We start from the raw sequence: 22,823 nt of genomic DNA, 5'->3' as shown, positions 1-22,823 counted from the left end.
GGAACGCTCCCCTCAGGACGGAAGAAGCCCCGGCGCCCGGCCAGGGCCCCCGTCCGTGCTCATTGCGTGGCGGACTCGATGTTCTGCCGATACGTGTTGATCACCCGCGAAGCCTCCTGCAACTCAGCGGTCATGCGCTGGAAAGCCGTGCGGTACTGCTGCCAGGCCTCGCCGAACCGCTTGGCCCCGTCGCCCGTCCACGCGGTGCCCACCTTGGCCGCCTCGCGGTCGAGCGCCGCCGACACGTTCTGGAGCGCCTCGGCCTGCTGGGTGAACTGGCTCGCCATCTGCTGCATTTCAATGGGGTTGCCGCCGAGCATACTCTGGCTCATGCATACCTCCTGGGACTGTTGAAAGCGCCCTCACCTTAAAGCGGGCCACCGCCCATCGCCCCCGTTATGCCGAGCGGCTATGGTCGTCCAGAGGATTATTCGGATCAAAGGAGTGATTCATTCATGCGCGAGGTCGTGGTGACGGGTGGCGGCACCGGGATCGGCTATGCCGTCGCCGAGGCGTTCGTCTCCCTCGGCGACCATGTCACGATCACCGGCCGGCGCGAGCAGGTGCTGAAGGCGGCGGCCGGGCGGCTGGGGGCGGCGTACGTGCCGTTCGACGCCGCGAGCCCCGCCGCCGTGCAGGGCGCGCTCGACAGCCTGCCCGCGCACGTCGACGTCCTGGTGAACAACGCCGGGGGCAACACCGATCTGGACCGCGGGCAGTCCGGCGACCTGGCGGACGTCGCCGAGGCGTGGTGGGCCAACCTCAACGCCAACCTGCTGTCCGCCGTCCTGGTCACGACCGCGCTCGCGCCGCGCATGGGCGAGGGCGGCCGGATCATCTCCATCGGCTCGATCGCCGCGCGCGGCACCGGGTCCGGCTCGTACGGGGCCGCGAAGGCCGCCGTCGAGTCCTGGACCGCCGACCTGGCCGCCGAGCTGGGCACCCGGGGCGTCACCGCCAACGTGGTGGCTCCCGGGCTGGTGATGGAGACCGAGTTCTTCCGCGGCAGGCTCACGGAGGAGGGCGTCAAGGCCCGCGTGCAGAAAACGCGCAACGGGCGCCCTGGCACCCCCTCTGACGTGGCCGATACCGTTCTCTTTCTGGCATCCGCGGGAGCCGGGCACATGACGGGGCAGGTGCTGCATCTCAACGGCGGCGCGTACCTCGGCCGCTGAGCACTCACGAGGAAGGGACGAAGGTCGGTGCGGAAGGTTCTGATCGCCAATCGCGGCGAGATCGCCGTACGGGTGGCCCGCGCGTGCACGGACGCGGGGATCGGCAGCGTGGCCGTCTACGCCGACCAAGACATCGACGCCCTGCACGTCAGGGCGGCTGACGAGGCGTACGCGCTGGGCGGGCAGTCCCCCGCCGAGACCTACCTCGACATCGCCAAGCTGCTCGACGTCGCCGCGCGCTCCGGCGCCGACGCCGTGCATCCCGGCTACGGCTTCCTGGCCGAGAACGCCGCCTTCGCCCAGGCCGTCATCGACGCCGGCCTGATCTGGATCGGCCCGCCCCCGGCCGCCATCGCCGCGCTGGGCGACAAGGTGCAGGCCAGGCACATCGCGCAGAAGGTCGGCGCGCCGCTGGTGGCCGGCACCAAGGACCCGGTCTCCGGCGCGGAGGAGGTCGTGGCGTTCGCCGAGCAGCACGGCCTGCCGATCGCGATCAAGGCCGCGTACGGCGGCGGCGGGCGCGGCATCAAGGTCGCGCGCAGGCTGGAAGAGGTCGCCGAGCTGTACGAGTCCGCCGTCCGCGAGGCGGTGGCCGCCTTCGGCCGGGGCGAGTGCTTCGTCGAGCGCTACCTCGACCGCCCCCGGCACGTCGAGACCCAGTGCCTGGCCGACCGCGAGGGCAACGTGGTCGTGGTCAGCACCCGCGACTGCTCGCTCCAGCGCCGCCACCAGAAGCTCGTCGAGGAGGCCCCCGCGCCGTTCCTGTCGCCGGAGCAGATCGACCTCCTCTACACCAGCTCCAAGGCCATCCTGAAGGAGGCCGGCTACGTCGGCGCCGGCACCTGCGAGTTCCTCGTCGGCCAGGACGGCACGATCTCCTTCCTGGAGGTCAACACCCGCCTCCAGGTCGAGCACCCGGTGAGCGAGGAGGTCGCGGGCGTCGACCTGGTGCGCGAGATGTTCAGGATCGCCGACGGCGAGCTCCTGGGCTACGACGACCCGGCCCTGCGCGGCCACTCGATCGAGTTCCGCATCAACGCCGAGGACGCCGGGCGCAACTTCCTGCCCGCCCCCGGCACGCTGACCGCCATGCGCACCCCGTCCGGGCCCGGCGTGCGCCTCGACTCGGGCTACGAGGCCGGGATGACGGTGCCGCAGACGTTCGACTCGCTGGTGGCCAAGCTGATCGTGACCGGCCGCACCCGCCGCGAGGCCCTCGACCGGGCCCGGCGGGCGCTGGCCGAGTTCGAGATCGACGGCATGCCGACCGTGCTGCCCTTCCACCGGGCGGTCGTGACCGATCCGGCGTTCACGTCCGAGCCGTTCGCCGTGCACACCCGGTGGATCGAGACCGAGTGGGACAACCCGGTCGAGCCGTACGCGGGCGAGGTCGCCGCGGCTCCGTCCGCCCCGGCGGTGCGCGAGACGGTGACGGTCGAGGTCGGCGGCAAGCGCCTTGAGGTGGTGCTCCCGGCCGGGCTCGGCATGGCGGGCCCCGCGCCCGCCGCGGGCAAGGCGCCGCGTCGCGCCGGCGGCCCGCGGAAGCACGCCTCCGCGGGCGGCGACGCGCTGGTCAGCCCGATGCAGGGCACGATCGTCAAGGTCGTGGCGAACGACGGCGACGTGGTCGGCGAGGGCGACACGGTCGTGGTGCTGGAGGCCATGAAGATGGAGCAGCCGCTGACCGCCCACAAGTCGGGCACGGTCACGGGCCTGTCGGCCGCCGTCGGCCAGACCGTCACCTCGGGCGCCACGATCTGCGAGATCAAGGACGCCTGAGCCCGCTCCCCCGTGCTTCCGCGCCGTCGCGGGCAGGTAACGTGCCCAGTGAGGAACTTTGCCGACCGCCCGTTCGTCCTCATGGGCGAAGGAGGCTTGCTGCCAATGACCCATTCGCTGCGCCGAGCAGGGGCCGCGATCGCGGCTCTGATCGCCGGGCTGTTCGTCGTTCTTGCGCTGTCCCCTGCCGCCAACGCGGCGGCGCCACCTGACGCACAGACTGTGGTGCAAAACTGGAAGAAGGCCCCGCTCTACGTGGTGTCGGGCTCCCCCTTGAGCTCCAGCCAGCAGAGTGACATCAACGACGCGCTGAAGGACGCCGACAGCAAGATCTACGCTGTCGCGCTGCCCGACGGCACCTTTGACAACTCCACCGTCGGGCCGTACCTGTCGTCGCTGGGCAAGGCGCTGGTGGAAGCCGGTCGTCCCAAGGTGACGGTGGTGGTGTTCGACGGCGAGACGATGTTCGCCGGGTCCAACGCCCTGCGGAACAACCTCGCCGGCCAGCTGGTCAAGCTCTCGGTGAACGCCAACTCGGGCGACATCGTCGCGGGCGTGAAGGACTTCACGAACCGGGTCGACGCGGCGGGCAAGAACGACCGCAGCGGCGCCCTGAGCACCAGCAGCCAGGCCAACCCCGGCGCCGGGGGCCAGTTCGCGCTGGTGGCCCTGCTCGGCCTGCTGGTGGTCGGCGGTGGCGGCTACTTCCTGTACTCCAAGAACAAGAAGAAGAAGCGCGCCATCCAGGAGGCCAAGGACCTCGCCGCGGTCAAGCAGACCGTGGAGGAGGACGTCACCAAGCTGGGCGAGGAGATCACCGAGCTCGACACCGACGTCACCCTCGCCGGCCAGGGCGGCGGCCACATCACCGAGTGGCAGCAGGCGCTCGACTCCTACGAGAAGGCCAAGACGCAGCTCAACGCGGTCCAGCGGGCCGACCAGGTCCGCGAGGTCACCCAGACCCTTGAGGACGGCCGTTACGCGCTGGCCGTGGTGAAGGCCAAGGTCAACAACCGGCCGATCCCCGAGCGGCGCGCCCCCTGCTTCTTCAACCCGCAGCACGGCCCGTCGGCCCGTGACGTGCGCTGGGCCCCGCCCGGCGGCGCGGTGCGCGACGTGCCGGCCTGCGCGATGGACGCCGAGGCCGTCGAGCGCGGCTTCGACCCGCAGATGCGCGAGGTCATGGTCGACGGTCACCGTCGCCCCTACTACGACGCGGGCCCGGCCTACCAGCCGTACGCCTACGGCTACTACGGCGGCTTCGGCGACATCATGACCGGCATGTTCATCGGCACGATGATGGGCAGCATGTTCCACGGCGGCTGGGGCGGCGGCGGCTACGGCGCCGGTTACGCCGAGGGCTACCAGGACGGCGGCGGCGGGGGCGACCTCAGCGGCGGCGACTTCGGCGGCGGAGGGGACTTCGGCGGCGGTGGCGGCGGCTGGGGCGACTTCGGCGGCGGCGGCGGAGACTTCGGCGGCGGCGACTTCGGCGGCGGCGACTGGTAACCCCTGCGCCGACCCTGACGGGCGCGCCCTCCCATTCCGGGGGGCGCGCCCTTTTCGTGTTCCGGGGTAAACCTTCCCGGCCCACTTCCGCGTTGAGGCCGTGTGAGTGAATCCGACGACGCCTCCTACGCCGCCTTCGTGGCGGCGGCCTGGGACAGGCACATGGCCGTCGCCATCCTGCTCGCCGGCGACCGGCACCGGGGCGAGGAACTGCTGCAGGACTGCCTGGTGCGGCTGTACGTCCATTGGCGGCGCGTGCGGTCCGCCGACCCGCACGCCTACCTGCGGCGCATGCTGGCCAACGGCAACGTCAGCCGGTGGCGGCGGCGACGGCGGGAGGTGCCCACCGCCAGTCCGCCCGAGCACACCGATCCCCGTCAGCAGCTTCACGAGCCGCACGAGGACCTGCGTCGCGCCCTGCTCGCCCTGTCACCCAGGCAACGGGCGGTGGTCGTGCTGCGGCACTACGAGGACCTGACGGAGAAGGCGGTCGCGGCCGTACTCGGTTGCTCGGTCGGCGCCGTCAAGAGCCAGCACTCCAGAGCGATGGCGCGCCTGCGTACGGCTCTGCGCGAAGATCAGGAGGCAGCACGATGAAGGACGACCAGGAACTCCTGGCGCGGGCACTGCGTGTTCTCGCCCGGCGCGAGGGGCCCGCGCTCGCGCCCCCGCCGGTGCCTGCGCTGCTGCGACGAGGGCGCCGGGCCAGGCGGATCCGCACCGCGACGCGGGCCGCCGCGGGCGCGCTGCTCGCCTCGGCGGCCGCCTTCGTGATCCTCGGCGGCACCGGGCTCGGCGCTGGGATCGGCCCCGGGATCGGCCCCGGGATCGGCACTGCGGGCGCGCCGCCGAGCGCCGTGCCGGCCGGTACGCCGACGTCCTCGGAAGGAGCGCGCCAGGCTCTGGACGCGCGGTCCGTGCTGCTGGCCGCGGCCGAGTCCGCCGTCGGGCACGGGCCCGCCGCCGCCGGCCGGTACTGGCACGTCCGCGCGCGCACCACCCAGCCGGTGAGCCACCCGCAGGCGAAGAACCCGCCGTTCTCGGCCAGGGTGACGAACACCCAGGACACCTGGTACGCGGCCCGCCGGGGCGCGCCCAGCCGGACCATGACCCGCCAGGACCCGAAGGTCACCTTCGCCTCCCCCGAGGACGAGGCTCGATGGAGGCGGCTCGGCTCCCCCGACCTGAGCGGGGGAAAGCCGTCGAGCAATGACTACGCCATGCAACTCCGCTTCCTGATCGGCAGCCACAGCTACACGCTCCGCCAGCTGCTGGCCCTCCCGGCCGATAAGGAGAAGCTGGCGAGCCTGCTGCGGCGGCTGTTCGACGAGGAGGAGCCCGGCGACTGGTGGCCCGGCAAGCCGACGTTCACCTCCTATGTGTGGGCGACGGCGCAGGACCTGCTCGCCGGTCCCATCAGCCCGGGAACCCGTTCCTCCCTGTATCGGCTGCTCGCGGAGCAGCCCGCGATCAGGTCGCTGGGCGAGGTCACCGACCCGCTGGGCCGCACCGGCGTCGCCCTGACGCTGACCACGCCGGGCACTGGTGAGGGTGCGGGCGAGTCGCGCCTGGTCGTGGACGTCGCGACGGCGCGGTTGCTCGCCTACGAGCTCCGCCCGCCCGGGCGGTCCGAGCCGCTGATCCAGACCACGTACGAGGAGACGGGCTGGGTCGACCGCCTGGGCGAGCGTCCGTAGCGTGGCCTGCGGCTCGAACGGTCTTCCGGTCGCGCGGCCTGCGAGCGGCCCGCCCGCTCGCGGGCCGCTCCGGGGTCGGTCAGGGGATCTGGCCTGGTTCGTCCACTACGCCCGTCGCCAGGTCGGCGCTCGCGTAGAACGTGCCCCTGCGGGCCGTCACCTCACCGCCGATGACCTCGTCCTGGAGGGTGTCCACGCGCCTGCCGAGGAAGCGGTAGGTCGCGGCGTCCAGCACCAGGTACGACCGCGAGACGATCCGGCCCTGCGCGTCCCGCACCGACCCCCCGGGGACGGAACCGGCGGGCTCGTAGGCGATGCCGATCCCCGCCCGGCCCGCTGCGTCCCGTACGCCGAGGTCCACCCGCACCCCGGGGAGCTCCGCGAGCGCGCGGAAGATGGCGGCCTCGACCTGCGGCGGCATGGGGACACCCGCGTCGAGGTAGACCGACAACACGCGGAACGCCCGCGCGTCCGGCTGCTCGGCCTCCGCCCCCTTCGGCAGGGTCGACCAGTGCCGGTCGCCCCTGACGTGGTCCAGCAGCGCGGCGGGATCGGTGGGCAGGTCGGCGAACTTGGCCGCGTACTGCCGGGGTGTCAGGTCGTCGTCGTCCGGGTCGGGGGTGATGTCCAGGGATTCCATGGAGCCGCCGTTCTGGCGGTACGCGTACCGGGTGCCGTCGTACCGGGTCCAGGATTCCCCGACCGTGCCTCGCTCCTCGGAGGGCTGCTTGACCAGATCCTTCCGGTACAACCACTGGTCGGGGCGCGGCTCGTGGTGCTTGCGGCGTCCCTCGGCCACCAGGGCGGCTTGGCGCAGCACCGTCTCGGCCCGTACCGGCATGGTGGTCACGGCGCCCGGCGGAGCGGGGGCCGGGGTGTGGGAACCGTTCACCGCCACGACGACGACGGCGGCGGCTGTCGCGGCGGCCAGCAGCGACGGCACCGCCCAGAACCGGCGCCGCTTCCGGGCCGGGGCCGGGGCGAGGACCGGCGGCGACGCCGGGGCCAGGGCTCGGGCGCGCACGGCGCGCAGGCGGGCGGCGTCGGGCTCGGGGGCGTCCGCGCGCAGCTCGCGCAGGAGCGTGAGGTCATCGTCCACGGCCGGGCTCCTCCTCGTCGGTGTCGTGGATGGCTGACGGCGCGGCGTCGTGGGTGGTTGAGGGGGCGGTGTCGTGGATGGCTGACGGGTCGATGCCGCCCAGGGCCGCCCGGGTCTTTCTCCTGGCGCGGTGCAGGCGCGAACGCACGGTCCCGATCGGGACGCCGAGCGCGCGGGCGACCTCCTCGTAACTGAGGTCGGCCCAGGCAATCATCAGCAGCACCTCGCGGTCCTGCGGCGACAACATCGCGAGCGCCCCCGCCAGCTCGCGGTGCGCCGCCCCGGCCGACACGCGGGCCTCCACCCGGTCGGCGTAGCTCTCGGCCACCGCGTCGAGGCCCGTCCTGGCCAGGGCGCGGTAGGCCCTGATCTCGGTACGGCGGTGCTTGCCGATCAGGTTGGCGGCGATGCCGTACAACCAGGGGCGGGCGTCGCGGTGGGTGGTGTCGTAGCGGGCCAGGCGGCGGAAGGCGTCCAGGAACGTCTCGGCCACGATGTCGTCGGCCAGCGAATCGCCCAGGCGGCGGGTGACGTATCTGTGGAGCGCGGGGGCGTGCCGGTCGTACAACGCCGAGAAGGCGGCGGGGTCGCTGCGGGCACGTCTGATCACCTCCGCGTCGTCCACCTCGGTGTCCTGCGTCAAACTCTCGGCTCCGTTCTTCGGGCTGAACACCCCCTTTCACCCGATAGGACGGATCCGGTTCTCGCGTGGGCCATGAAGGGCTTCGCCGATGGGCGCGGTGAGCTCAGGCTGTGTCGGGGAAAGCCCCCACACCCCCGGCGGGGACCTGCCGGTCCCCGCGCCCCTCGGACGAACCCGACTCCGAAGCGACAGACGTCTGCCTCAGATGGCGAACTCGCCCCGATTGGCGCCATGCAGGAACGCCTTCCACTCCTCAGGAGTGAAGATCAGCGCTGGGCCCTGCGGGTTTTTGCTGTCACGGACGGCGATGATCCCCGGGAGGTTGGTCGCGACCTCGACACACTGCCCTGTGTCGGCGCTGGCGCTGGACTTGCGCCATTGCGCATCATCAAGGTTCAGCTGGTCCATTTGGCTATCGCACCCTCTATCGCCTGTCGAGTGACATTCTTCGGCTGTGCGTGCGCTCTGATGCTGTCATACCTCTGCTTCAAACGCGCGACTGCGTCGTGGTCGCCTGACACCTGTCCGGACAGAAGCGAGTCCGCCGAAACCACCTCGGATCCGTCGCGCAGCCGCGCCAGCGCGAACGCGCTCACCATGCCGGCTATGCAACCAGCCGTGTGCGGAAGCATCTGAACAGTGATCTGGGGATGCTCGGTGAGCTCCAGCAGAAAACGCAGTTGCCCGACCAGGACACCGGCCCCGCCGAAGGGCCGATGGAGGACTCCCTCCTCAATGACTGCGAGAAGGGATGGCGGCTTGGATGCCTCGAAGACGCCGATGCGCCGGATCCGCGCCTGGACCTGCTCTTCCACCTGATCGGACGAGCCTGTACCCGCGAAGACGGCACGGGCGTAGTCCACGGTCTGGAGCATGCCGGGGATCACGAGCGGATCCCACGAGTACATGATGACGGCTTGCGGTTCGATCTCCTCGACCCACCGTGCGAACCAGCCCAGAGCGGGTGACTGAGAGATGCGCTCGTGGAGGCCGGTGAAATGGCCGTCGGTGCCGAACGCCCTGTCCACTTCGCGAGCGAATACCAGCGTGGGGACCCGTCGGCCTTTTTCGACATGACTGACGAGTGATTCGTGACAGAGAATGCGTAGAGCAAGTGCGGATTGTGTCATTCGAGCCGCTTTACGTCGTTCTGCGAGGTCACGAGCGAAACGCGCCCTGGGTGACAAATGATCGCTGACATCGGGAGTCATGGCGTCTCCGCAGGTCAAGAGCAGGGGGATTGCCTTCCGGAAGGCTACTGCGACGTCCTTCCGACAATCAATACATGCCAGGCGTCATTCCTTGTCGGCCAGGTTTCGCGAGGTGTGAGTGCTATGCCATCGCGCGCCCCTTCATGCTGGATCCCGGGCGACAGCGCTTTTGTCGCAAGAAACGTCAGGATTCGCTTTGGAGGGAATTCATGTCACTTCTCCAGACCGTCTCCAGCTGGAAAGGCATGACGCTGAGGCCCGGGGACCGAGCCCCCGGAGAAAGCCGGCAGACGATTCGGCGCTGGCTGGACGAGGTCGATCCACTGCTTAGGGACGATGCGCTGACGGTCGTCTCAGAGCTGGTCACCAACGCGGTCAGGCATGTGCCGCCGGGGCCCGAGCGTGACTGGGTCACGGTGCTGCTCGGGGTCGGGGACGGGTTCGTACGCCTCGAAGTGGTCGACCCCGGGACGGCGGAGCGAGAGCCGCGCTTCGCCCCCCTGGACGCCGGGTCCCTGCGGGAGTCAGGTCGCGGCCTCGGTCTGGTGGCCGCACTGTCCGTCAGGAGCGGCACGCACGTCGCCGAACCGTACGGCCACCGTGTCGTATGGGCCGACCTGGAAAGGAACGTCCCTAGCGGACCACCCGGTACGTGAGATGTGTGACCAGGTCGGTGCCCGTGGGCGGGGCCGCCGGGGTGAGGGTGATGTCGCCCGCGTCGGCGAGGAGGCGTTCGCCGCGACCGAGGATCACGGGCGCGACATGCAGGCGCAGTTCGTCGATGTGACCGGCGGCCAGGTACTGGTTGACCGTGGCGGCGCCGCCGGCGATGGAGATGTCGCGGTCCCCCGCGGCCTCGCGGGCCCGGGTCATGGCGGCTTCGATCCCGTCCGTGACGAAGAAGAACGTCGTGCCGCCCTTCATGGGCAGCGGCTCGCGCGGGTGGTGGGTGAGGACGAACACCGGCGCGTGGTACGGCGGCTCCTCGCCCCACCAGCCGGTCCAGTCCGGGTCCCAGTCGCCGCGGCCGGGGTCGAACATGTTGCGGCCCATGATGAACGCCCCGGCCGCCGTGATGGCCTCGATCACCTCGGCGTGCCGCTCCGGCTCCTCGAACATCCACTGGTGCAGCCGGTCGCCCACACCGTCGCCGAACGGGTTCTCCAGGCTCTGGTTGAGCCCCGCCACGTAGCCGTCGAGGGACGTTCCCATGTCGCAGGTGACCTTGCCCATCTCGGTTCGCCTCCTGTCTCGTGGCGCCCTGGCGGCGCCATCACCAGGGAGTCGGAGCCGGGGACGGGTTCTCTACACGGCGCGGGGAAACTTTTCGCGAACGGGGGCGGGAGGAGTCGGGCGGGCGGCGGTCGGGTAGGTTCGCCGGTTAGGAAAGTTTCCTAATTCAAGGAGTGCACATGAAACTCGCCGTGATCGGGGGCGGTTCGACCTACACCCCCGAGCTCATCGACGGCTTCGCCCGGCTGCGCGACGAGCTGCCGCTCACCGAGATCGCCCTGGTCGATCCGGACGCCACCCGGCTCGACCTGGTGGCGGGCGTGTCCCGCAGGATGTTGCGCAGGGCCGGGCACCCGGCCGAGGTGGTCGCCACCGCCGACGTGGCCACGGGGGTGGCGGGCGCGGACGCCGTGCTCTTCCAGCTCAGGGTGGGCGGCCAGGCCGCGCGGAACGTCGACGAGACGCTGCCGCTGCAATGTGGCTGCGTCGGGCAGGAGACGACCGGGGCGGGCGGGCTGGCCAAGGCGCTGCGCACGGTCCCGGTCGTGCTCGAACTGGCCGAGCAGGTACGCGCCCACGCGCCCGACGCCTGGATCGTCGACTTCACCAACCCCGTCGGCATCGTCACCAGGGCGCTGCTGGACGCCGGGCACCGCGCGATCGGCCTGTGCAACGTGGCCATCGGGTTCCAGCGCCGCTTCGCCCGGCACCTGGGCGTGGCGCCGGAGAGCGTCACGCTCGGTCATGTCGGGCTCAACCACCTGACGTGGGAGCGGTCGGTCCTGGTCGACGGCGTGGACGTGCTGCCGCGACTGCTCGCCGAGCACGGGCAGGAGCTGGCCGACGACCTGGGCCTGCCGCTCGGGCTGCTGCGCAGGCTCCAGGTGGTGCCGTCCTACTACCTGCGCTACTTCTACGCCCACGATCTGGTGGTGTCCGAGCAGCGGGCCAAGCCGTCGCGGGCGGCGGAGGTCGCGGCGATGGAGGAACAGCTCCTGAAGCTGTACGCCGACCCGGCCGTGGACACCAAGCCGGACCTGCTGGACAAGCGCGGCGGCGCCTACTACTCGGAGGCGGCGGTCGCGCTGATCGCCTCGCTGCTCGGCGACCGGGGCGACGTGCAGGTGGTCAACACCCGCAACGACGGGACGCTGCCGTTCCTGCGTGACGAGGCGGTCATCGAGGTCCCGGCCAGGATCTCGGCGTCGGGGGCGGCGCCGCTGCCGGTCGATCCGGTGGAGCCGCTGTACGCGGGCCTGATCGCGAACGTCTCCGCGTACGAGGAGCTGGCGCTCGACGCGGCGCTGCGCGGCGGCGCGGACCGGGTGCGGAACGCCCTGCTCGCCCACCCGCTGATCGGCCAGGAGGCCGTCGCGGACGAGCTGACCGGCCTGCTGCTGGCGGCGAACGAGCGGTACCTGTCATGGTGATCATCGCCGTGGACGCGGGCAACAGCAAGACCCACGTCGTCGTGCTCTCGGACGACGGCACGGTCCTGGCCCAGGGCGACGGCGGGCCGTTCGAGCCGCAGACCGTCGGCGTGCCGGCGGCGGTGGACGTCGTGGAGGAGGCCGTGCGGCGGGCGCTCGGACCGGCGGCCGCTCCCCCGTACGCCGACCAGCTCTACGCCTACCTGGCCGGGGCCGACCTGCCGGTGGAGGAGGAGGCCCTCGCGGCCGAGTTCCGCGCGCGCGGGATGGCGGCCGAGGTCGTCGTGGGCAACGACAGCTTCGCGCTGCTGCGTTCGGGGGCGTCCGGGCCGAGCGGCGTCGCCGTGGTGTGCGGCGCGGGCATCAACGCGGTCGGCGTCTCGCCCACCGGTCAGGTGGCCCGCTTCCCCGCGCTCGGGAAGATCAGCGGCGACTGGGGCGGGGGCGGCGGCCTGTCCGAGGAGGCGTTGTGGCACGCCGTCCGCGCCGAGGACGGCCGGGGCGCGCCGACCGCGCTCGCCGACCTGGTCAAGGCGCACTTCGGCACGCGGACGGTCGAGGAGGTGGTGCTCGGCGTGCATTTCGGGCAGATCGAGCGGCATCACCTGACCGCGCTGGCCCCCGGGGTGTTCGAGGCCGCCGCGTCGGCTGACGCGGTCGCGTTGGCGCTGGTCAGCCGGCTGGCCGACGAGATCGTCGTGATGGCCGAGGTGTGCCTGCGCCGGCTGGACCTGCTGGAGACGCCGACGGAGGTCGTGCTCGGCGGGGGCGTGCTGCACGCGCGCATCCCGCTGCTGGTCGCGATGCTGGAGGAGCGGTTCGCCGCGCGGGCCCCGCTGGCCAAGCAGGTCATCCCCGACCAGCCGCCGATCGTGGGCGCCGCGCTGAACGGTCTGGACCGCGTCGGGGCCTCCGAGGAGGCCAAGGCTCGACTCCGAGCGCAGTTCTAACGGTTCCGAGCGCAGTTCTAGAAGGTATTGACGCACGTGGGGCGGTAAGTCTAGAGTCAGCCGCCAACCGTCTGGAAGGTATCCGGACGGTTGGCGGTTCAAGGAGGCCACCCATGTCCACCAACCCCAGCCGACGTGAGGTTCTTCGACGTATCGGGCTCACCGCCCTCGCGACGGGCCCGGGCGCCGGGCTGCTCGCCGCGTGCGCCACCGGCCGATCCGCCGCCCCCGTCGCCTCCACTTCGGCCGCCCCCACCTCGGCCGCCAACCCCCTCGGCGTGGACGCCGCCCGGCAACTGGAAGTCGTGATCTTCAGCGGCGGCAACGGCGACGGCTACGCGACCGACCTGCACGAGGCCCTGTACAGCAAGGCGTACAAGACCGCCAAGATCAAGCACGTACCGACGCAGAAGGTGGGCACGCAACTCCGCCCCCGCTTCATCAGCGGCGACGCGCCCGACGTGGTCAACAACTCCGGCCCCGACGCCCTCGACCTGCAGTCGCTCGTCGCCGAGGGGCACCTCGCCGACCTGACGCCGCTGTTCGACGCCCCCTCCCTGGTGGACCCGGCCAAGAAGGTGCGCGACACGCTGGTCGGTGGCGTCTACGACAACTCCCTGATCGACGGCGTGCCGCGGGTGCTGCAGTACACGGTCGCCCACCGCGCCCTGTGGTACAACGCCAAGCTGTTCGAGAAGCGCGGCTGGCAGGTGCCGAAGACGTGGGCGGAGTTCAACGCGCTCGGCGAGGAGGCCAGGAAGGCGGGCATCGCGCTGTTCGCCTACCCCGGCCAGGTCGGGCCCTTCTACCAGCTCTGGAACCTCGTCTACAGCGCCGCCAAGGTCGGCGGCAACAAGGTGATCGTCGACATCGACAACCTCGCCGACGGCGCCTGGCAGGCCGAGCCCGTACGGCAGGCCGTCGCGGCGTGGGCGCAGGTGCAGCGCGACTTCGGCGACAAGGCGTACTTCGGGCTCGACCACACCCAGACGCAGGTCAAGCACCTGCAGGACAAGGTGCTGTTCTACCCCTGCGGCGCCTGGCTGGAGAACGAGATGGCCAAGGACCGGCCGGCCTCCTTCGAGTACGCGATCGCCCCGGTGCCCAGCATCACCGCCGCCGACGCGATGCCGTACGAGGCGATCATGATCGGGGTGAGTGAAGCGTTCTTCGTGGCGGCCAAGGGCAAGAACCCGCAGGGCGGCCTGGAGTACCTGCGCCTGATGTTGTCGCGGGAGGGCGCGCGCGGCTACACCGAGATGACCAAGAACCTCACCGTCGTCAACGGCGTGGTCGACGGCCTGGACCTGACCTCGGCCGTGCGCAGCGCGGCCAAGGCCCAGGAGGCCGCCGGGACGAACATCATCACCGACGCCCGCTTCGAGGGCTGGTACAAGGAGCTGTTCGACCACGGTCAGGTCCAGACGAACTCGGTGATGTCCGGACGGATCACTCCGGAGCAGTTCTGCGCGAACATGCAGAAGAAGGCGGACGAGCTCAAGGCCGATTCGTCGATCGCCAAGCAGACCCGGAGCGTCTGACCGATGAGGCGGCACGGCTTCGTCGCGGGCTTCCTCGCCCTGCCCGTGATCCTCTACGCGGTCTTCGTGATCAGCCCGTACGTCCAGGCGTTCCAGATCGCGCTGACCGACTGGCGCGGGGTCTCGGCGAACCTGAACTTCGTCGGCCTGGACAACTTCCGGCGGATGCTCGGCAACGACACGTTCTGGCAGGCGGTCCGCAACCACGCGGTCCTGCTGGTCACGGTGCCGTTGGTGACCATCGCCCTCGCGCTGGTCTTCGCGTACCTGCTGGGGGACTCGGCGGGCACGCCGGGCGCCAAGGTCCACCGGGTGATCTTCTTCCTGCCGCAGGTGCTGGCGGTCGCGGTGGTCGGGGTGCTGTTCAAGGCCGTCTACCGGCCGGACGCGAGCGGCGTGCTGAACGGCGCGCTGACGAAGCTGGGCGTCGAGCCGGTCGGCTGGCTGACGGACCAGAACCTGGCGCTGTGGTCGATCATCGCGGTGATGGTGTGGCAGGCGGTCGGCTTCTACGTCGTGCTGTTCTCGGCCGGTATGGCGGCCATCCCGAAGGACGTCTTCGAGGCGGCCGCCCTCGACGGCGCCGGACGGCTGCGCATGTTCTTCTCCATCACGCTGCCCCTGGTCTGGGACACCGTCCAGGTGGCCTGGGTCTATCTGGGGATCGCCGCGTTCGACGGGTTCGCGCTGGTCAACGTGCTGTCGGTGGAGCAGGGCGGGCCGGACGGCGCGACCACCGTGCTGGCCACGGAGATCTACAAGAACGCCTTCTCCTACTCCCGTTTCGGCTACGCCTCGGCCATGGGCGTGGCGCTGTTCTTCCTGACCCTCACCTTCGCCGCGCTGACGCTGCGCGTGACCCGTCGCCAGAAGGTCGTCTACTGAAATGTTCCGAAAAATCAGCATCCAGGCCGTTCTTGGCCTCTGGGCGCTGCTCATCATCGCCCCGCTGCTGTGGACCCTGCTGGCCTCGTTCAAGAGCAACGCCGAGATCTTCGGCGACGCCCTGCAACTGCCCGGCGAGCTGCGCTGGGACAACTGGGCGCGGGCCTGGGAGCGGGCCAACATCGGCCGCTACATGCTCAACACGGTCATCGTGGTCTTCTTCGGCGTCGCCGGGACGATGCTGCTCAGCTCGATGGCCGCGTACGTGCTGGCCCGCTACCGCTTCCGGGGCAACCGGCTGGTCTACTTCCTGTTCGTCTCCGGCATGGCCTTCCCCGTCTTCCTGGCGCTCGTGCCGCTGTTCTTCGTGGTGGACGGGCTCGGGCTGCTCAACAGCCACGTCGGCCTGGTGCTGGTGTACATCGCCTACTCGCTGCCGTTCACGGTGTTCTTCCTGACGTCCTTCTTCAGGGCCCTGCCGGACGCGGTCGCCGAGGCGGCGATGATCGACGGCGCCTCGCACACCCGCACGTTCTTCCAGGTCATGCTGCCCATGGCCCGGCCCGCGCTGGTCAGCCTGACCATCTTCAACGTGCTGGGCCAGTGGAACCAGTACCTGATCCCGCTGGTCCTGCTGCCCGGTGACAAGAGCCTGTGGGTGATCACCCAGGGCGTGGCCGACATCTCCACCATCGCCGGGTACGAGGCCGACTGGCCCGGACTGTTCGCCGCTCTCAGCATGACAGTGCTTCCCGTCGTGCTGATCTATATCGTCTTCCAGCGACATATCCAGTCCGGGCTGACATCAGGAGCGCTGAAGTAGGCATGTCTTCGGGAAACCCCACCGTCTTCCGCACGCTCAACGAGCGCGCCGCGCTGACCCTGCTCCTGGAGCACGGCGGCCTCACCCGTGCCGAGCTGGAACTGCACACGGGCCTGTCCAAGGCGTCGGCGGCCGAGGTGCTGCGCAGGCTGGAGGGCAGCGGGCTCGCCAGGAAGGCCGGCCTCAAGCCCGGCAACGCCGGGCCGGCCGCGCAGATGTGGCAGCTCGACGGCGCGGCGGCGCGCGTCGCGGGGGTCGATCTCACCACCAGCTCGATCGAGGTGTCGGTCGCCGACCTGACCGGCCGGGTGCTCGGCAGCCACCGGACCGAGGCCACCGGCGACGCCCGGCGGCTGCTGGCCGAGACGCTCGGCGCGGCCGGCTTCGACCTGGACGAGCTCGACCAGGTCGTGGTGGGCGTGCCCGGCGTGGTGGAGGCCGACGGGCGGCGGCTGCGGCAGGCCGTGCAGCTTTCCGGCTGGTCCGGCCTGGACGAGCTGCCGGGCAACGTCCGCCTGGAGAACGACGTCAACCTGGTCGCCATCCGGGAGCTCCAGGAGCACGAGGACAGTAGTTTCGTCCTGCTCTGGGTGGGCGGCGGGGTCGGCGCGGGAGTCGTGCTGAACGGCGGGCTCTGGCGTGGCGTCACCGGGCGCGGCGGCGAGGTCGGCTCGGTCATCGTGCCCGACCCGGTCACCACCGGCCGCCGCTACGGACAGGACGGCGGGCCGCTCGGCGCGCTGCTCGGCGCCGAGCCGCTGGCCGCGCTGGCCGAGGCGCACGGCCTGGCCGGCGAACCCACGCTGACCGCCGTGAGCCGGACGCTGGCGGGCGCCGACCCGGGCTTCCTCGACGACGCCGCCGCACGGGTGGCGCTCGGCGTGACGGCCGCGATCGGCGTGCTGGACCCGGGCCTGGTCGTGCTGGCCGGGCCGTTGTGCGTCGCGGGAGGCGAGCCGCTCAGGGCGCGGGTCGCCGACCGCCTGGCCTCGACACCCCTGGTGCCGGTGACCGTCGCCCTCAGCGCCGCGCGCGGCAACGCCGTGCTCGACGGCGCCCTCTGCTACGCCCTGGACCTGACCCGCGAGCGGGTCTTCCAAGCCGGTACGGCCGGCCGTACCGGCGAATCCAACCCCTAAGGACGCACATGTTGAGAACCCTCGTGATCGCCGCTCATCCCGACGAGCCCGAGATCTACGCGGGCGGCACGGCCGCGCTGCTGGCCCAGGCCGGCCACGCGGTGAAGTTCCTGACGCTCACCAACGGCGACGCCGGGCACCACGTGCTGGAACGCGGTCCGCTGGCCCGCCGCCGCGCCCAGGAGGCCTGGCGCGCGGCCGACGCCCTGGGCGTGGTGGACTACGAGATCTTCGACGTGCACGACGGCATGCTGGAGCCCACCGTCGAGCTGCGGTTGCGGGTGCTGGCGGAGATCCGCGCCTGGCGTCCCGACCTGGTGATCGCCCTGCACGCCGACGGTGGCGGCCATCCCGACAACCGCGCCGCCGGGCAGCTGGCCGCGCACGCGGTCGAGTTCGCGATGACGCGCAACCTGGAGGTGGGCAAGCCGGCCCTGGAGCGCATGCCGGTGTGCCTGCTCATGACGGACTACGCCTCCGCCCCCGTGCACCGCCCCGACGTGGTGGTGGACGTGTCCCCCGTGCTGACGGCCAAGCTGGACGCCTGCCTGGCCCACGCCTCCCAGTTCCTGGAGTTCGCGCCGTGGCAGCGGGGCTTCCTGGACCAGGCGCCCGAGCCCGGCGACGTCGCGGCCGGACGGGCGTTCGTGCTCGAACACTGGGCGGACTTCGCGAAGGAGGAGACCTTCCAGCTCGCCGGCTACGGCAGGAGCACCGACGTCGAGGAGGTCAGGCGCCTGCTCGCCGGGAACCGCGAACCGGCCGCGTAGCCGCCCGCCTCAGCCGGTGTAGTTCTTGCCGGGGGCCTTGCCGGGGATCGGCTTGGCGACGACGGCGACGGGGATGAAGAAGCAGATCTGGCTGATCGCCAGGATGAGCGTCCACATGGCCTTGTCGTCGTAGTGGGCCGCCGCCCTGGCGTACAGCTCGTCCGGGACGCGTTCCCCGGACGGGTTCGCGGTGAGGACGGCCTCCACCAGCTCCAGCGCCACCCGTTCGGCGCCGGAGAAGTAGGGGGCGTCCCGCCAGGACGCCACGGCGGCCAGGCGCTCGTCCGGCTCCCCCGCCCTGCGCAGCAGGTCGGCCTGCCGGACCGTGTGGTACGTGCTGCCGACGATCTGCCCGGCGCGCAGTTGCACCAGGCCGACGGTGCTCCCCGGGATCGCGCCGTTGCGCGTGGCCTTGGTCATGGCGACGGCGATCTCTCCCAGTTCGGGGAAGAACCGGGAGGGATCGGGCAGACGCGACTGGAGGTTCTCCTGCTCGGTCGTCGTGGACATCGGCTTCCCTTCTTCTGCGATCGTCTCTCGGCGGTCCGACGACGCAGCGTCCGGGAATGTGAGGGTCAGGCCGCCGTCCAGGGGTGGAGCTTGTCGGGATTGCGTACCGCCCACAGGCGCTTGATCCGGTCGCCGGCCACGTCGAAGGCCACGACCATCACGGTGACGCCGTCCCGCTGGGCCACCAGGCCGGGCCGGCCGTTGACCGTGCGCTCCAGCAACGTCATGGACGGCGCCCGGACGCCGATCTCGATGGCGAAGCGGGCGAGCCGGTCCGCGCCCTCGACCGGCCGGAGCACCGCGCTGACCACGCCGCCGCCGTCGGCGACGCCGACCGCGTCGGGGTCGAGGAGGGCGATGAGGGCCTCGATGTCCTTGGCCTCCCACGCCTGCTTGAACTCGCGGACGATGCCGGCCTGCCGGGCCGCCGGCGTCACCGAGGTCCGCGCGGCGTCGATGCGGTGGCGGGCGGAGGAGGCCAGCTTGCGGCAGGCGGCCGGGGTGCGGCCGACGATCTCCGCCACCTCGGCGAAGGGGTAGCGGAAGACATCGTGCAGGACGAACGCGACCCGCTCGGCCGGCGTCATCGACTCCAGCACGACGAGGAAGGCCATGTTGACCGACTCGTCCAGGGTGACCCGGTCGGCCGGGTCGTCACCGGCCCATTCCGTACGGCCGGGCAGCGGTTCGGGGATCCACTCGCCCACGTACCGTTCGCGGCGGGCACGGGCCGAGCCGAGCAGGTCCAGGCAGACACGGCCGGCGACCCTGGTCAGCCACGCGCCCGGCGACTCGATGGCCTCCTGCTGCCGCCGCGACATGGCGTACCAGCGGGTGTAGGTCTCCTGGACGACGTCCTCGGCGTCGGCCAGCGAGCCCAGCAGCCGGTAGGCCAGGTTGATGAGCTGCCTGCGCTCGCTCATGATCGCGTCCAGGCTCGGGTCGGATGCGGTGGTCATGGTGGACGACTCCCTTAGTCGCTTTTGCCCTATCGTGTCCGACGAGACAGCGCCTCTGATCGTGAGGTCACCGCGCCGACCTCACATTTCCGGCGGTCACGTCGTCGGACTCTTGAAGGCAAGCCCCAGAAGCGGGCCGCCACCACCCGGCGGCCGAGGAGTTCCCCATGTTGCTGCGTGTCGCGATCACCCTGCAGACCCTGGCCCTGTTCGCCGCGCCGGTCACCGCCGGACTGCTGCTGTCGGTGCCCAACGGGCAGCCGTTGCACAGTGCCGCCGCGTACACGGTGTTCGGCGTGGCGGTGCTGCACCTGGTCGCCGCGATCCTGGCGTGGCGGCCGGGCGGCGGCTCCCCGAAGCCCATCATGCACGCGGCGGGGTTCCTGGTGCTGGTCAGCGCCCAGGTCGCGCTGGGCATCGCGCACGTGACGACCGTGCACGTGCCGCTGGGCGTGCTGCTGTTCGCCGGCAGCGTGCTTCAGCTCAGCCGGGTCTGGACGGCGCGGTCCAGCGACCGGGTCAGCCGCACGCCCTCCTCGGTGTAGCCGAGAGCCGCGTAGAAGCGGCGGGCGGTCGCGTTGTCCGCGCCCGTCTCCAGGGTGACGTGCCGCAGCCCCTGGCCACGGGCCCAGTCCTCGGCCGCCGCCATAAGCCGGCGGCCCAGACCGGCACGGACGGCCTCGGGGGCCACGGCCAGCTCGCCCACGTAGGCGTCCTCGTCGCCGGTGAAGTGCCGCTGCCGGTCCACCGAGACGACGCCGACGACCCGGGTCCCCCGTACGGCGACGAAGACGGCTCCCCGTCGTTCCCCCGCCGAGGCGACGGACCCGGTGAGCCACCGTTCCGCCGCCCGTGCGGCGGCTTCGGCGTCCCGCCAGGACGCCACCCCCTCCGCCAGCCGTGGAGCCAGCGCCAGCACCCCCGGACGGTCCTCCTCGCGGAAGGGCCGCACACGGACGTGCGCCTGATCCGGATCCTCCATGCCGAGCAGCATGACAGGCCGGACCATCAGGAAAAAAGCCTCGGGTACGCGGGTCAGGCCCGCTGCTGGATCCGGACCATGTTCCCCGACGGGTCGCGGTAGAAGGCGAGCGACTCGTCCAGGTCGTCGACGGTGATGTGGCAGTACTGGAGTGCGATGGTCATGCCGCCCAAGCCAGGCGTCGCCCGCCTCCGGCCGCTTCTCCGTTCCTGACCGCTCTGCCGCGGCCCGGCGCGGGTGCTTCAGCGCAGGTCGCCGGTGATGATCCAGAGGTGGCCGTAGGGGTCACGGAGGCGGCCCGAACGTTTGCCGTAGGGCCGGTTCTCGATCGGCACGACCGTCTCCGCCCCCTGGGCGGTCATGCGTTCGCCGACGGCGTCGGGGTCGCCGACCTCGACCTCCAGGAGCACCGGGGAGCCGCCCAGGTCGTCCGGCGAGAGCCAGCCCCACGCGGCGACGGCCGGTGAGACCCGGAAGGCGGCGCGCCCGAGGCGGTGCTCGATGACGGCGGGCCGCCCGTCCTCGCCCTGGTCGGCGCGGAACACCTGCTCGGCGCCCAGGGTGTCCTGGTAGAAGGCGGAGGCCCGGTCGGGGTCGGGCACGATGAGACGGGGAATGAGGTTCAGGTCCATACGGCCATCGTGGCTTCGCGCGGCGACGGCGGTCTTGAACATCTGGGAACGCCCCGCGACGGGCCACCGGCGCCCGTGGGCGCCGGTGGGGCGGCGCGACGGGCGTCAGCGCGGGGGTGGTTGGGGGGTTGGGCCTTCGGTGCGCAGCCATTCCGTGGGGGTGCAGCCGGCCATCGCGCGCCACTCACGGGTGAGGTGGGCCTGGTCGGCGAAGCCCGACGCGGCGGCCACGTCCGCCAACCCGGCCGCGCCGGACCGCGCGGCGGCCACGAGCCGGGCCCGGGCGGCCTCGAACCGGACGAGCCGCTGGTACTCCTTCGGCGTCACCCCCAGCTCGGCGCGCACCGCGCCGCTCAGGTGGCGCCGCGAGCACCCGAGGAGCCGGGCGGCCTCCTCGACCCGGCCGGTCCCTGACAGGGCCGCCAGCGCCGCGCGGGGTGTACGGCGGGCGGCGCGGTCGCCGTGGCGGGCCAGGCCGGCGAGCAGGCGGCGTTCGACGAGGGCGCGGCGCTGGGCCCAGGACCGGCAGGCCGCCAGGCGCTCGGGCAGGTCGGCCAGCGCCGGGACGACGTCCGCGAGCTCGGCCACCTCCCCCGCCAGCGCCGACGCGGGGACCCCGAGCAGCGCGGCGGCGCCCGGCGGGGTGAGCGTCAGCCACAGCCCGCGCGTGCATCCCCGCTGCCGCAGCTCGGCCGCGTCCAGGTGCAGCCCGGCCACGGCGGCCCGCAGCCGCCGCCCCGGGTCCGGCCGCCCGACCCATGCGATGTCGACCGGGTCCGCCTCCGGGATCGTGATCGACAACGTGGACGACGGCAGCCCGCGATGAACCCCGCCAGAACCGGGCCCGAGGTCGTAGGCGGCCAGCGTCGTCACGTACGGCGACAGCGCGGCGGGCATCCCATCAGCGCTCACCCGGCCACAGTACGTGCCGCCACCGGTTCACGTGCGGGTGAGGGGCGGGCAGGGCGGGGTAGCGGCCAGGGCATGCACACACTCGTCAAGGGACTGATCGCGGGAGCGGCAGGCACCACGGCGCTCAACACCGTCTCCTACCTGGACATGCTCGTCCGGGCGCGGGCCGCGAGCAGCACGCCGCGCCAGGCCGTGGAGAAGCTGTCCGGCCTGACCCACACCGACCTCGGCGACGGCGACCGGGGCGCCAACCGCGTGGAGGCGCTGGGCTCGCTCATGGGGTACGCGACCGGGATCGCCTCGGCCATCGCCTACGGGGTCCTGTCGGGGCGGCGCAGGTCGTGGCCGGTCGGGGTGCTGGCGCTCACCGCTCTGGCCATGTCCGGCTCGAACGTGCCGCTGACGCTGCTCGACGTCACCGATCCGCGCGAGTGGCCGGCGGGCGCGTGGGTCTCCGACGTGATCCCGCACCTGGCGTACGGGGTCACGGCGTACGCGGCGTACGAGCTGATGCGCTGACCTCGGCCCGGCGGATTCTGTCGGTCGCGCGGTGCATGATCGAGCCGTTCGACCGCGACCGCGAAGGAGCTCGGGATGTCCCCCACACATCCGCAGGTGACCGGCCACCCCTTTCTCAAGGCCATGTACGACGACGGCTACTACCCCGATCACGTCGTCGACAAGGGCCGGGCCGTCCTGCTGCGGCTGTGCGAGCGCATCGAGACCGAGCAGCCCGCCGACCTGGCGGCCCTCTACGCGCTCACGCATGCCGCGACGGAGGAGTTCAACGAGCTCGACGAGGAGTTCCACGAGGCCGGCAGCGAGATCGAGACCGTCGCGCGCGACGCGATCGGCGAGGAGTTCTGGTTCGTGGCCTCGACCTACGGCTTCCCCGAGGCGGACGTGGAGGAGCTGATCGCCCCCCGCGAGTGGTGATCCGCCCG

27 protein-coding genes are annotated in these 22,823 nt (G+C 71.7%); 16 read left to right on the top strand and 11 right to left on the bottom strand.

What is annotated here, in order from left to right; genetic code table 11:
• Positions 1–59 precede the first annotated feature (59 nt).
• Positions 60–332 (bottom strand): WXG100 family type VII secretion target, encoded by a 273-nt coding sequence (locus ACIA8R_RS24245; RefSeq protein ID WP_397040492.1) that lies wholly within the window; start codon positions 330–332, stop codon positions 60–62.
• A gap of 123 nt (positions 333–455) precedes the next feature.
• Here ACIA8R_RS24245 and ACIA8R_RS24240 point away from each other — a divergent pair, with 123 nt between their 5' ends.
• From ACIA8R_RS24240 to ACIA8R_RS24220, 5 genes are all read left to right on the top strand, one after another.
• A complete protein-coding gene (locus ACIA8R_RS24240; protein WP_397040490.1) occupies positions 456–1,175 on the top strand; it encodes an SDR family NAD(P)-dependent oxidoreductase in 720 nt (239 codons plus the stop codon).
• A 27-nt stretch (positions 1,176–1,202) separates the two neighbouring features.
• Positions 1,203–2,954 carry an acetyl/propionyl/methylcrotonyl-CoA carboxylase subunit alpha gene (locus tag ACIA8R_RS24235; RefSeq protein ID WP_397040488.1) on the top strand — a complete coding sequence of 584 codons (1,752 nt, stop codon included), beginning with the start codon at positions 1,203–1,205 and terminating at the stop codon, positions 2,952–2,954.
• Between the two features lie 105 nt (positions 2,955–3,059).
• The gene (locus tag ACIA8R_RS24230) at positions 3,060–4,463 is read left to right on the top strand and encodes a hypothetical protein (RefSeq protein ID WP_357702488.1); all 1,404 of its coding nucleotides are present in this window, start codon (positions 3,060–3,062) and stop codon (positions 4,461–4,463) included.
• Positions 4,464–4,565: 102 nt separating this feature from the next.
• Complete coding sequence (locus ACIA8R_RS24225; RefSeq protein ID WP_364086210.1) at positions 4,566–5,060, top strand: SigE family RNA polymerase sigma factor; 495 nt, start codon at positions 4,566–4,568, stop codon at positions 5,058–5,060.
• Entirely contained in the window at positions 5,057–6,160 is a 1,104-nt protein-coding gene (locus tag ACIA8R_RS24220) for a hypothetical protein (protein ID WP_397040486.1), read from the top strand. The genes ACIA8R_RS24225 and ACIA8R_RS24220 overlap by 4 nt, the downstream gene beginning before the upstream one ends.
• Positions 6,161–6,239: 79 nt before the next feature.
• Here ACIA8R_RS24220 and ACIA8R_RS24215 read toward each other — a convergent pair whose 3' ends face one another.
• From ACIA8R_RS24215 to ACIA8R_RS24200, 4 genes are all read right to left on the bottom strand, one after another.
• The gene (locus ACIA8R_RS24215; protein ID WP_397040484.1) at positions 6,240–7,259 is read right to left on the bottom strand and encodes a CU044_5270 family protein; all 1,020 of its coding nucleotides are present in this window, start codon (positions 7,257–7,259) and stop codon (positions 6,240–6,242) included.
• Entirely contained in the window at positions 7,249–7,902 is a 654-nt protein-coding gene (locus ACIA8R_RS24210; protein ID WP_397040482.1) for an RNA polymerase sigma factor, read from the bottom strand. The genes ACIA8R_RS24215 and ACIA8R_RS24210 overlap by 11 nt, the downstream gene beginning before the upstream one ends.
• A 201-nt stretch (positions 7,903–8,103) precedes the next feature.
• Positions 8,104–8,310, bottom strand: a complete 207-nt coding sequence (locus tag ACIA8R_RS24205; RefSeq protein WP_364086199.1) for a DUF397 domain-containing protein — start codon at positions 8,308–8,310, stop codon at positions 8,104–8,106.
• Entirely contained in the window at positions 8,298–9,113 is an 816-nt protein-coding gene (locus ACIA8R_RS24200; protein WP_397040480.1) for a Scr1 family TA system antitoxin-like transcriptional regulator, read from the bottom strand. Before ACIA8R_RS24200 ends, ACIA8R_RS24205 begins: the two co-directional genes overlap by 13 nt.
• Positions 9,114–9,322: 209 nt before the next feature.
• Here ACIA8R_RS24200 and ACIA8R_RS24195 point away from each other — a divergent pair, with 209 nt between their 5' ends.
• On the top strand, positions 9,323–9,769 hold the full coding sequence (locus ACIA8R_RS24195; RefSeq protein WP_397040478.1) for an ATP-binding protein: 447 nt from the start codon (positions 9,323–9,325) through the stop codon (positions 9,767–9,769).
• On the opposite strand, the gene ACIA8R_RS24190 is transcribed toward ACIA8R_RS24195, so the two are convergent.
• Positions 9,747–10,346: a dihydrofolate reductase family protein gene (locus ACIA8R_RS24190; RefSeq protein ID WP_364086193.1), complete on the bottom strand. Its 600-nt coding sequence runs from the start codon at positions 10,344–10,346 to the stop codon at positions 9,747–9,749. The genes ACIA8R_RS24195 and ACIA8R_RS24190 overlap by 23 nt on opposite strands.
• Positions 10,347–10,525: 179 nt before the next feature.
• Here ACIA8R_RS24190 and ACIA8R_RS24185 point away from each other — a divergent pair, with 179 nt between their 5' ends.
• The 7 genes from ACIA8R_RS24185 (at position 10,526) to ACIA8R_RS24155 (ending at position 17,884) form a co-directional block, all read left to right on the top strand.
• Complete coding sequence (locus ACIA8R_RS24185; protein WP_397040476.1) at positions 10,526–11,776, top strand: 6-phospho-beta-glucosidase; 1,251 nt, start codon at positions 10,526–10,528, stop codon at positions 11,774–11,776.
• Entirely contained in the window at positions 11,770–12,726 is a 957-nt protein-coding gene (locus ACIA8R_RS24180; protein WP_397040474.1) for an N-acetylglucosamine kinase, read from the top strand. Before ACIA8R_RS24185 ends, ACIA8R_RS24180 begins: the two co-directional genes overlap by 7 nt.
• A gap of 113 nt (positions 12,727–12,839) precedes the next feature.
• Entirely contained in the window at positions 12,840–14,267 is a 1,428-nt protein-coding gene (gene ngcE / locus ACIA8R_RS24175; protein ID WP_397040472.1) for an N-acetylglucosamine/diacetylchitobiose ABC transporter substrate-binding protein, read from the top strand.
• Between the two features lie 3 nt (positions 14,268–14,270).
• A complete protein-coding gene (locus ACIA8R_RS24170; RefSeq protein ID WP_397040470.1) occupies positions 14,271–15,152 on the top strand; it encodes a carbohydrate ABC transporter permease in 882 nt (293 codons plus the stop codon).
• 1 nt (position 15,153) lies between these two features.
• The gene (locus tag ACIA8R_RS24165) at positions 15,154–15,975 is read left to right on the top strand and encodes a carbohydrate ABC transporter permease (protein ID WP_357702464.1); all 822 of its coding nucleotides are present in this window, start codon (positions 15,154–15,156) and stop codon (positions 15,973–15,975) included.
• 2 nt (positions 15,976–15,977) lie between these two features.
• Positions 15,978–17,114 carry an ROK family protein gene (locus ACIA8R_RS24160; RefSeq protein ID WP_357702462.1) on the top strand — a complete coding sequence of 379 codons (1,137 nt, stop codon included), beginning with the start codon at positions 15,978–15,980 and terminating at the stop codon, positions 17,112–17,114.
• Between the two features lie 8 nt (positions 17,115–17,122).
• Complete coding sequence (locus ACIA8R_RS24155) at positions 17,123–17,884, top strand: PIG-L family deacetylase (RefSeq protein WP_357702460.1); 762 nt, start codon at positions 17,123–17,125, stop codon at positions 17,882–17,884.
• Between the two features lie 9 nt (positions 17,885–17,893).
• On the opposite strand, the gene ACIA8R_RS24150 is transcribed toward ACIA8R_RS24155, so the two are convergent.
• Together ACIA8R_RS24150 and sigJ are read right to left on the bottom strand one after the other, a co-directional pair.
• Positions 17,894–18,394: a carboxymuconolactone decarboxylase family protein gene (locus tag ACIA8R_RS24150; RefSeq protein WP_397040468.1), complete on the bottom strand. Its 501-nt coding sequence runs from the start codon at positions 18,392–18,394 to the stop codon at positions 17,894–17,896.
• 65 nt (positions 18,395–18,459) lie between these two features.
• Entirely contained in the window at positions 18,460–19,353 is an 894-nt protein-coding gene (gene sigJ / locus ACIA8R_RS24145) for an RNA polymerase sigma factor SigJ (protein WP_397040466.1), read from the bottom strand.
• Between the two features lie 167 nt (positions 19,354–19,520).
• Here sigJ and ACIA8R_RS24140 point away from each other — a divergent pair, with 167 nt between their 5' ends.
• Positions 19,521–19,898 (top strand): hypothetical protein, encoded by a 378-nt coding sequence (locus ACIA8R_RS24140; RefSeq protein WP_357702455.1) that lies wholly within the window; start codon positions 19,521–19,523, stop codon positions 19,896–19,898.
• Here ACIA8R_RS24140 and ACIA8R_RS24135 read toward each other — a convergent pair.
• From ACIA8R_RS24135 to ACIA8R_RS24125, 3 genes are all read right to left on the bottom strand, one after another.
• Positions 19,832–20,335, bottom strand: a complete 504-nt coding sequence (locus ACIA8R_RS24135) for a GNAT family N-acetyltransferase (protein ID WP_397040463.1) — start codon at positions 20,333–20,335, stop codon at positions 19,832–19,834. The two genes, ACIA8R_RS24140 and ACIA8R_RS24135, sit on opposite strands and share 67 nt — an antisense overlap.
• A 242-nt stretch (positions 20,336–20,577) precedes the next feature.
• Positions 20,578–20,967 carry a VOC family protein gene (locus tag ACIA8R_RS24130; protein WP_364086176.1) on the bottom strand — a complete coding sequence of 130 codons (390 nt, stop codon included), beginning with the start codon at positions 20,965–20,967 and terminating at the stop codon, positions 20,578–20,580.
• Positions 20,968–21,072: 105 nt separating this feature from the next.
• A complete protein-coding gene (locus ACIA8R_RS24125) occupies positions 21,073–21,879 on the bottom strand; it encodes a helix-turn-helix domain-containing protein (RefSeq protein ID WP_397040462.1) in 807 nt (268 codons plus the stop codon).
• Between the two features lie 72 nt (positions 21,880–21,951).
• On the opposite strand from ACIA8R_RS24125, the gene ACIA8R_RS24120 reads away from it, so the two are divergent.
• Both ACIA8R_RS24120 and ACIA8R_RS24115 read left to right on the top strand, forming a co-directional pair.
• The gene (locus ACIA8R_RS24120) at positions 21,952–22,398 is read left to right on the top strand and encodes a hypothetical protein (RefSeq protein ID WP_357702447.1); all 447 of its coding nucleotides are present in this window, start codon (positions 21,952–21,954) and stop codon (positions 22,396–22,398) included.
• A gap of 75 nt (positions 22,399–22,473) precedes the next feature.
• Positions 22,474–22,815, top strand: a complete 342-nt coding sequence (locus ACIA8R_RS24115; RefSeq protein WP_357702445.1) for a DUF5713 family protein — start codon at positions 22,474–22,476, stop codon at positions 22,813–22,815.
• The last annotated feature ends 8 nt before the right edge of the window (positions 22,816–22,823 follow it).

It is taken from the genome of Nonomuraea sp. NPDC051191 (assembly GCF_044455665.1).
Classification (GTDB): Bacteria; Actinomycetota; Actinomycetes; order Streptosporangiales; family Streptosporangiaceae; genus Nonomuraea.
The sequence above is the reverse complement of the archived record's forward strand: the minus strand, read 5'-3'. Positions and strand labels throughout refer to the sequence as shown.

Excerpts from the sequence above, each read along its gene's own strand:
- ACIA8R_RS24245 (WP_397040492.1), bottom strand. The coding sequence starts at position 332 with ATGAGCCAGAGTATGCTCGGCGGCAACCCCATTGAAATGCAGCAGATG.
- ACIA8R_RS24240 (WP_397040490.1), top strand. The coding sequence starts at position 456 with ATGCGCGAGGTCGTGGTGACGGGTGGCGGCACCGGGATCGGCTATGCC.
- ACIA8R_RS24230 (WP_357702488.1), top strand. The coding sequence starts at position 3,060 with ATGACCCATTCGCTGCGCCGAGCAGGGGCCGCGATCGCGGCTCTGATC.
- ACIA8R_RS24220 (WP_397040486.1), top strand. The coding sequence starts at position 5,057 with ATGAAGGACGACCAGGAACTCCTGGCGCGGGCACTGCGTGTTCTCGCC.
- ACIA8R_RS24205 (WP_364086199.1), bottom strand. The coding sequence starts at position 8,310 with ATGGACCAGCTGAACCTTGATGATGCGCAATGGCGCAAGTCCAGCGCC.
- ACIA8R_RS24200 (WP_397040480.1), bottom strand. The coding sequence starts at position 9,113 with ATGACTCCCGATGTCAGCGATCATTTGTCACCCAGGGCGCGTTTCGCT.
- ACIA8R_RS24195 (WP_397040478.1), top strand. The coding sequence starts at position 9,323 with ATGTCACTTCTCCAGACCGTCTCCAGCTGGAAAGGCATGACGCTGAGG.
- ACIA8R_RS24190 (WP_364086193.1), bottom strand. The coding sequence starts at position 10,346 with ATGGGCAAGGTCACCTGCGACATGGGAACGTCCCTCGACGGCTACGTG.
- ACIA8R_RS24185 (WP_397040476.1), top strand. The coding sequence starts at position 10,526 with ATGAAACTCGCCGTGATCGGGGGCGGTTCGACCTACACCCCCGAGCTC.
- ACIA8R_RS24180 (WP_397040474.1), top strand. The coding sequence starts at position 11,770 with ATGGTGATCATCGCCGTGGACGCGGGCAACAGCAAGACCCACGTCGTC.
- ngcE (WP_397040472.1), top strand. The coding sequence starts at position 12,840 with ATGTCCACCAACCCCAGCCGACGTGAGGTTCTTCGACGTATCGGGCTC.
- ACIA8R_RS24170 (WP_397040470.1), top strand. The coding sequence starts at position 14,271 with ATGAGGCGGCACGGCTTCGTCGCGGGCTTCCTCGCCCTGCCCGTGATC.
- ACIA8R_RS24165 (WP_357702464.1), top strand. The coding sequence starts at position 15,154 with ATGTTCCGAAAAATCAGCATCCAGGCCGTTCTTGGCCTCTGGGCGCTG.
- ACIA8R_RS24160 (WP_357702462.1), top strand. The coding sequence starts at position 15,978 with ATGTCTTCGGGAAACCCCACCGTCTTCCGCACGCTCAACGAGCGCGCC.
- ACIA8R_RS24155 (WP_357702460.1), top strand. The coding sequence starts at position 17,123 with ATGTTGAGAACCCTCGTGATCGCCGCTCATCCCGACGAGCCCGAGATC.
- ACIA8R_RS24150 (WP_397040468.1), bottom strand. The coding sequence starts at position 18,394 with ATGTCCACGACGACCGAGCAGGAGAACCTCCAGTCGCGTCTGCCCGAT.
- sigJ (WP_397040466.1), bottom strand. The coding sequence starts at position 19,353 with ATGACCACCGCATCCGACCCGAGCCTGGACGCGATCATGAGCGAGCGC.
- ACIA8R_RS24140 (WP_357702455.1), top strand. The coding sequence starts at position 19,521 with ATGTTGCTGCGTGTCGCGATCACCCTGCAGACCCTGGCCCTGTTCGCC.
- ACIA8R_RS24135 (WP_397040463.1), bottom strand. The coding sequence starts at position 20,335 with ATGGAGGATCCGGATCAGGCGCACGTCCGTGTGCGGCCCTTCCGCGAG.
- ACIA8R_RS24130 (WP_364086176.1), bottom strand. The coding sequence starts at position 20,967 with ATGGACCTGAACCTCATTCCCCGTCTCATCGTGCCCGACCCCGACCGG.
- ACIA8R_RS24120 (WP_357702447.1), top strand. The coding sequence starts at position 21,952 with ATGCACACACTCGTCAAGGGACTGATCGCGGGAGCGGCAGGCACCACG.
- ACIA8R_RS24115 (WP_357702445.1), top strand. The coding sequence starts at position 22,474 with ATGTCCCCCACACATCCGCAGGTGACCGGCCACCCCTTTCTCAAGGCC.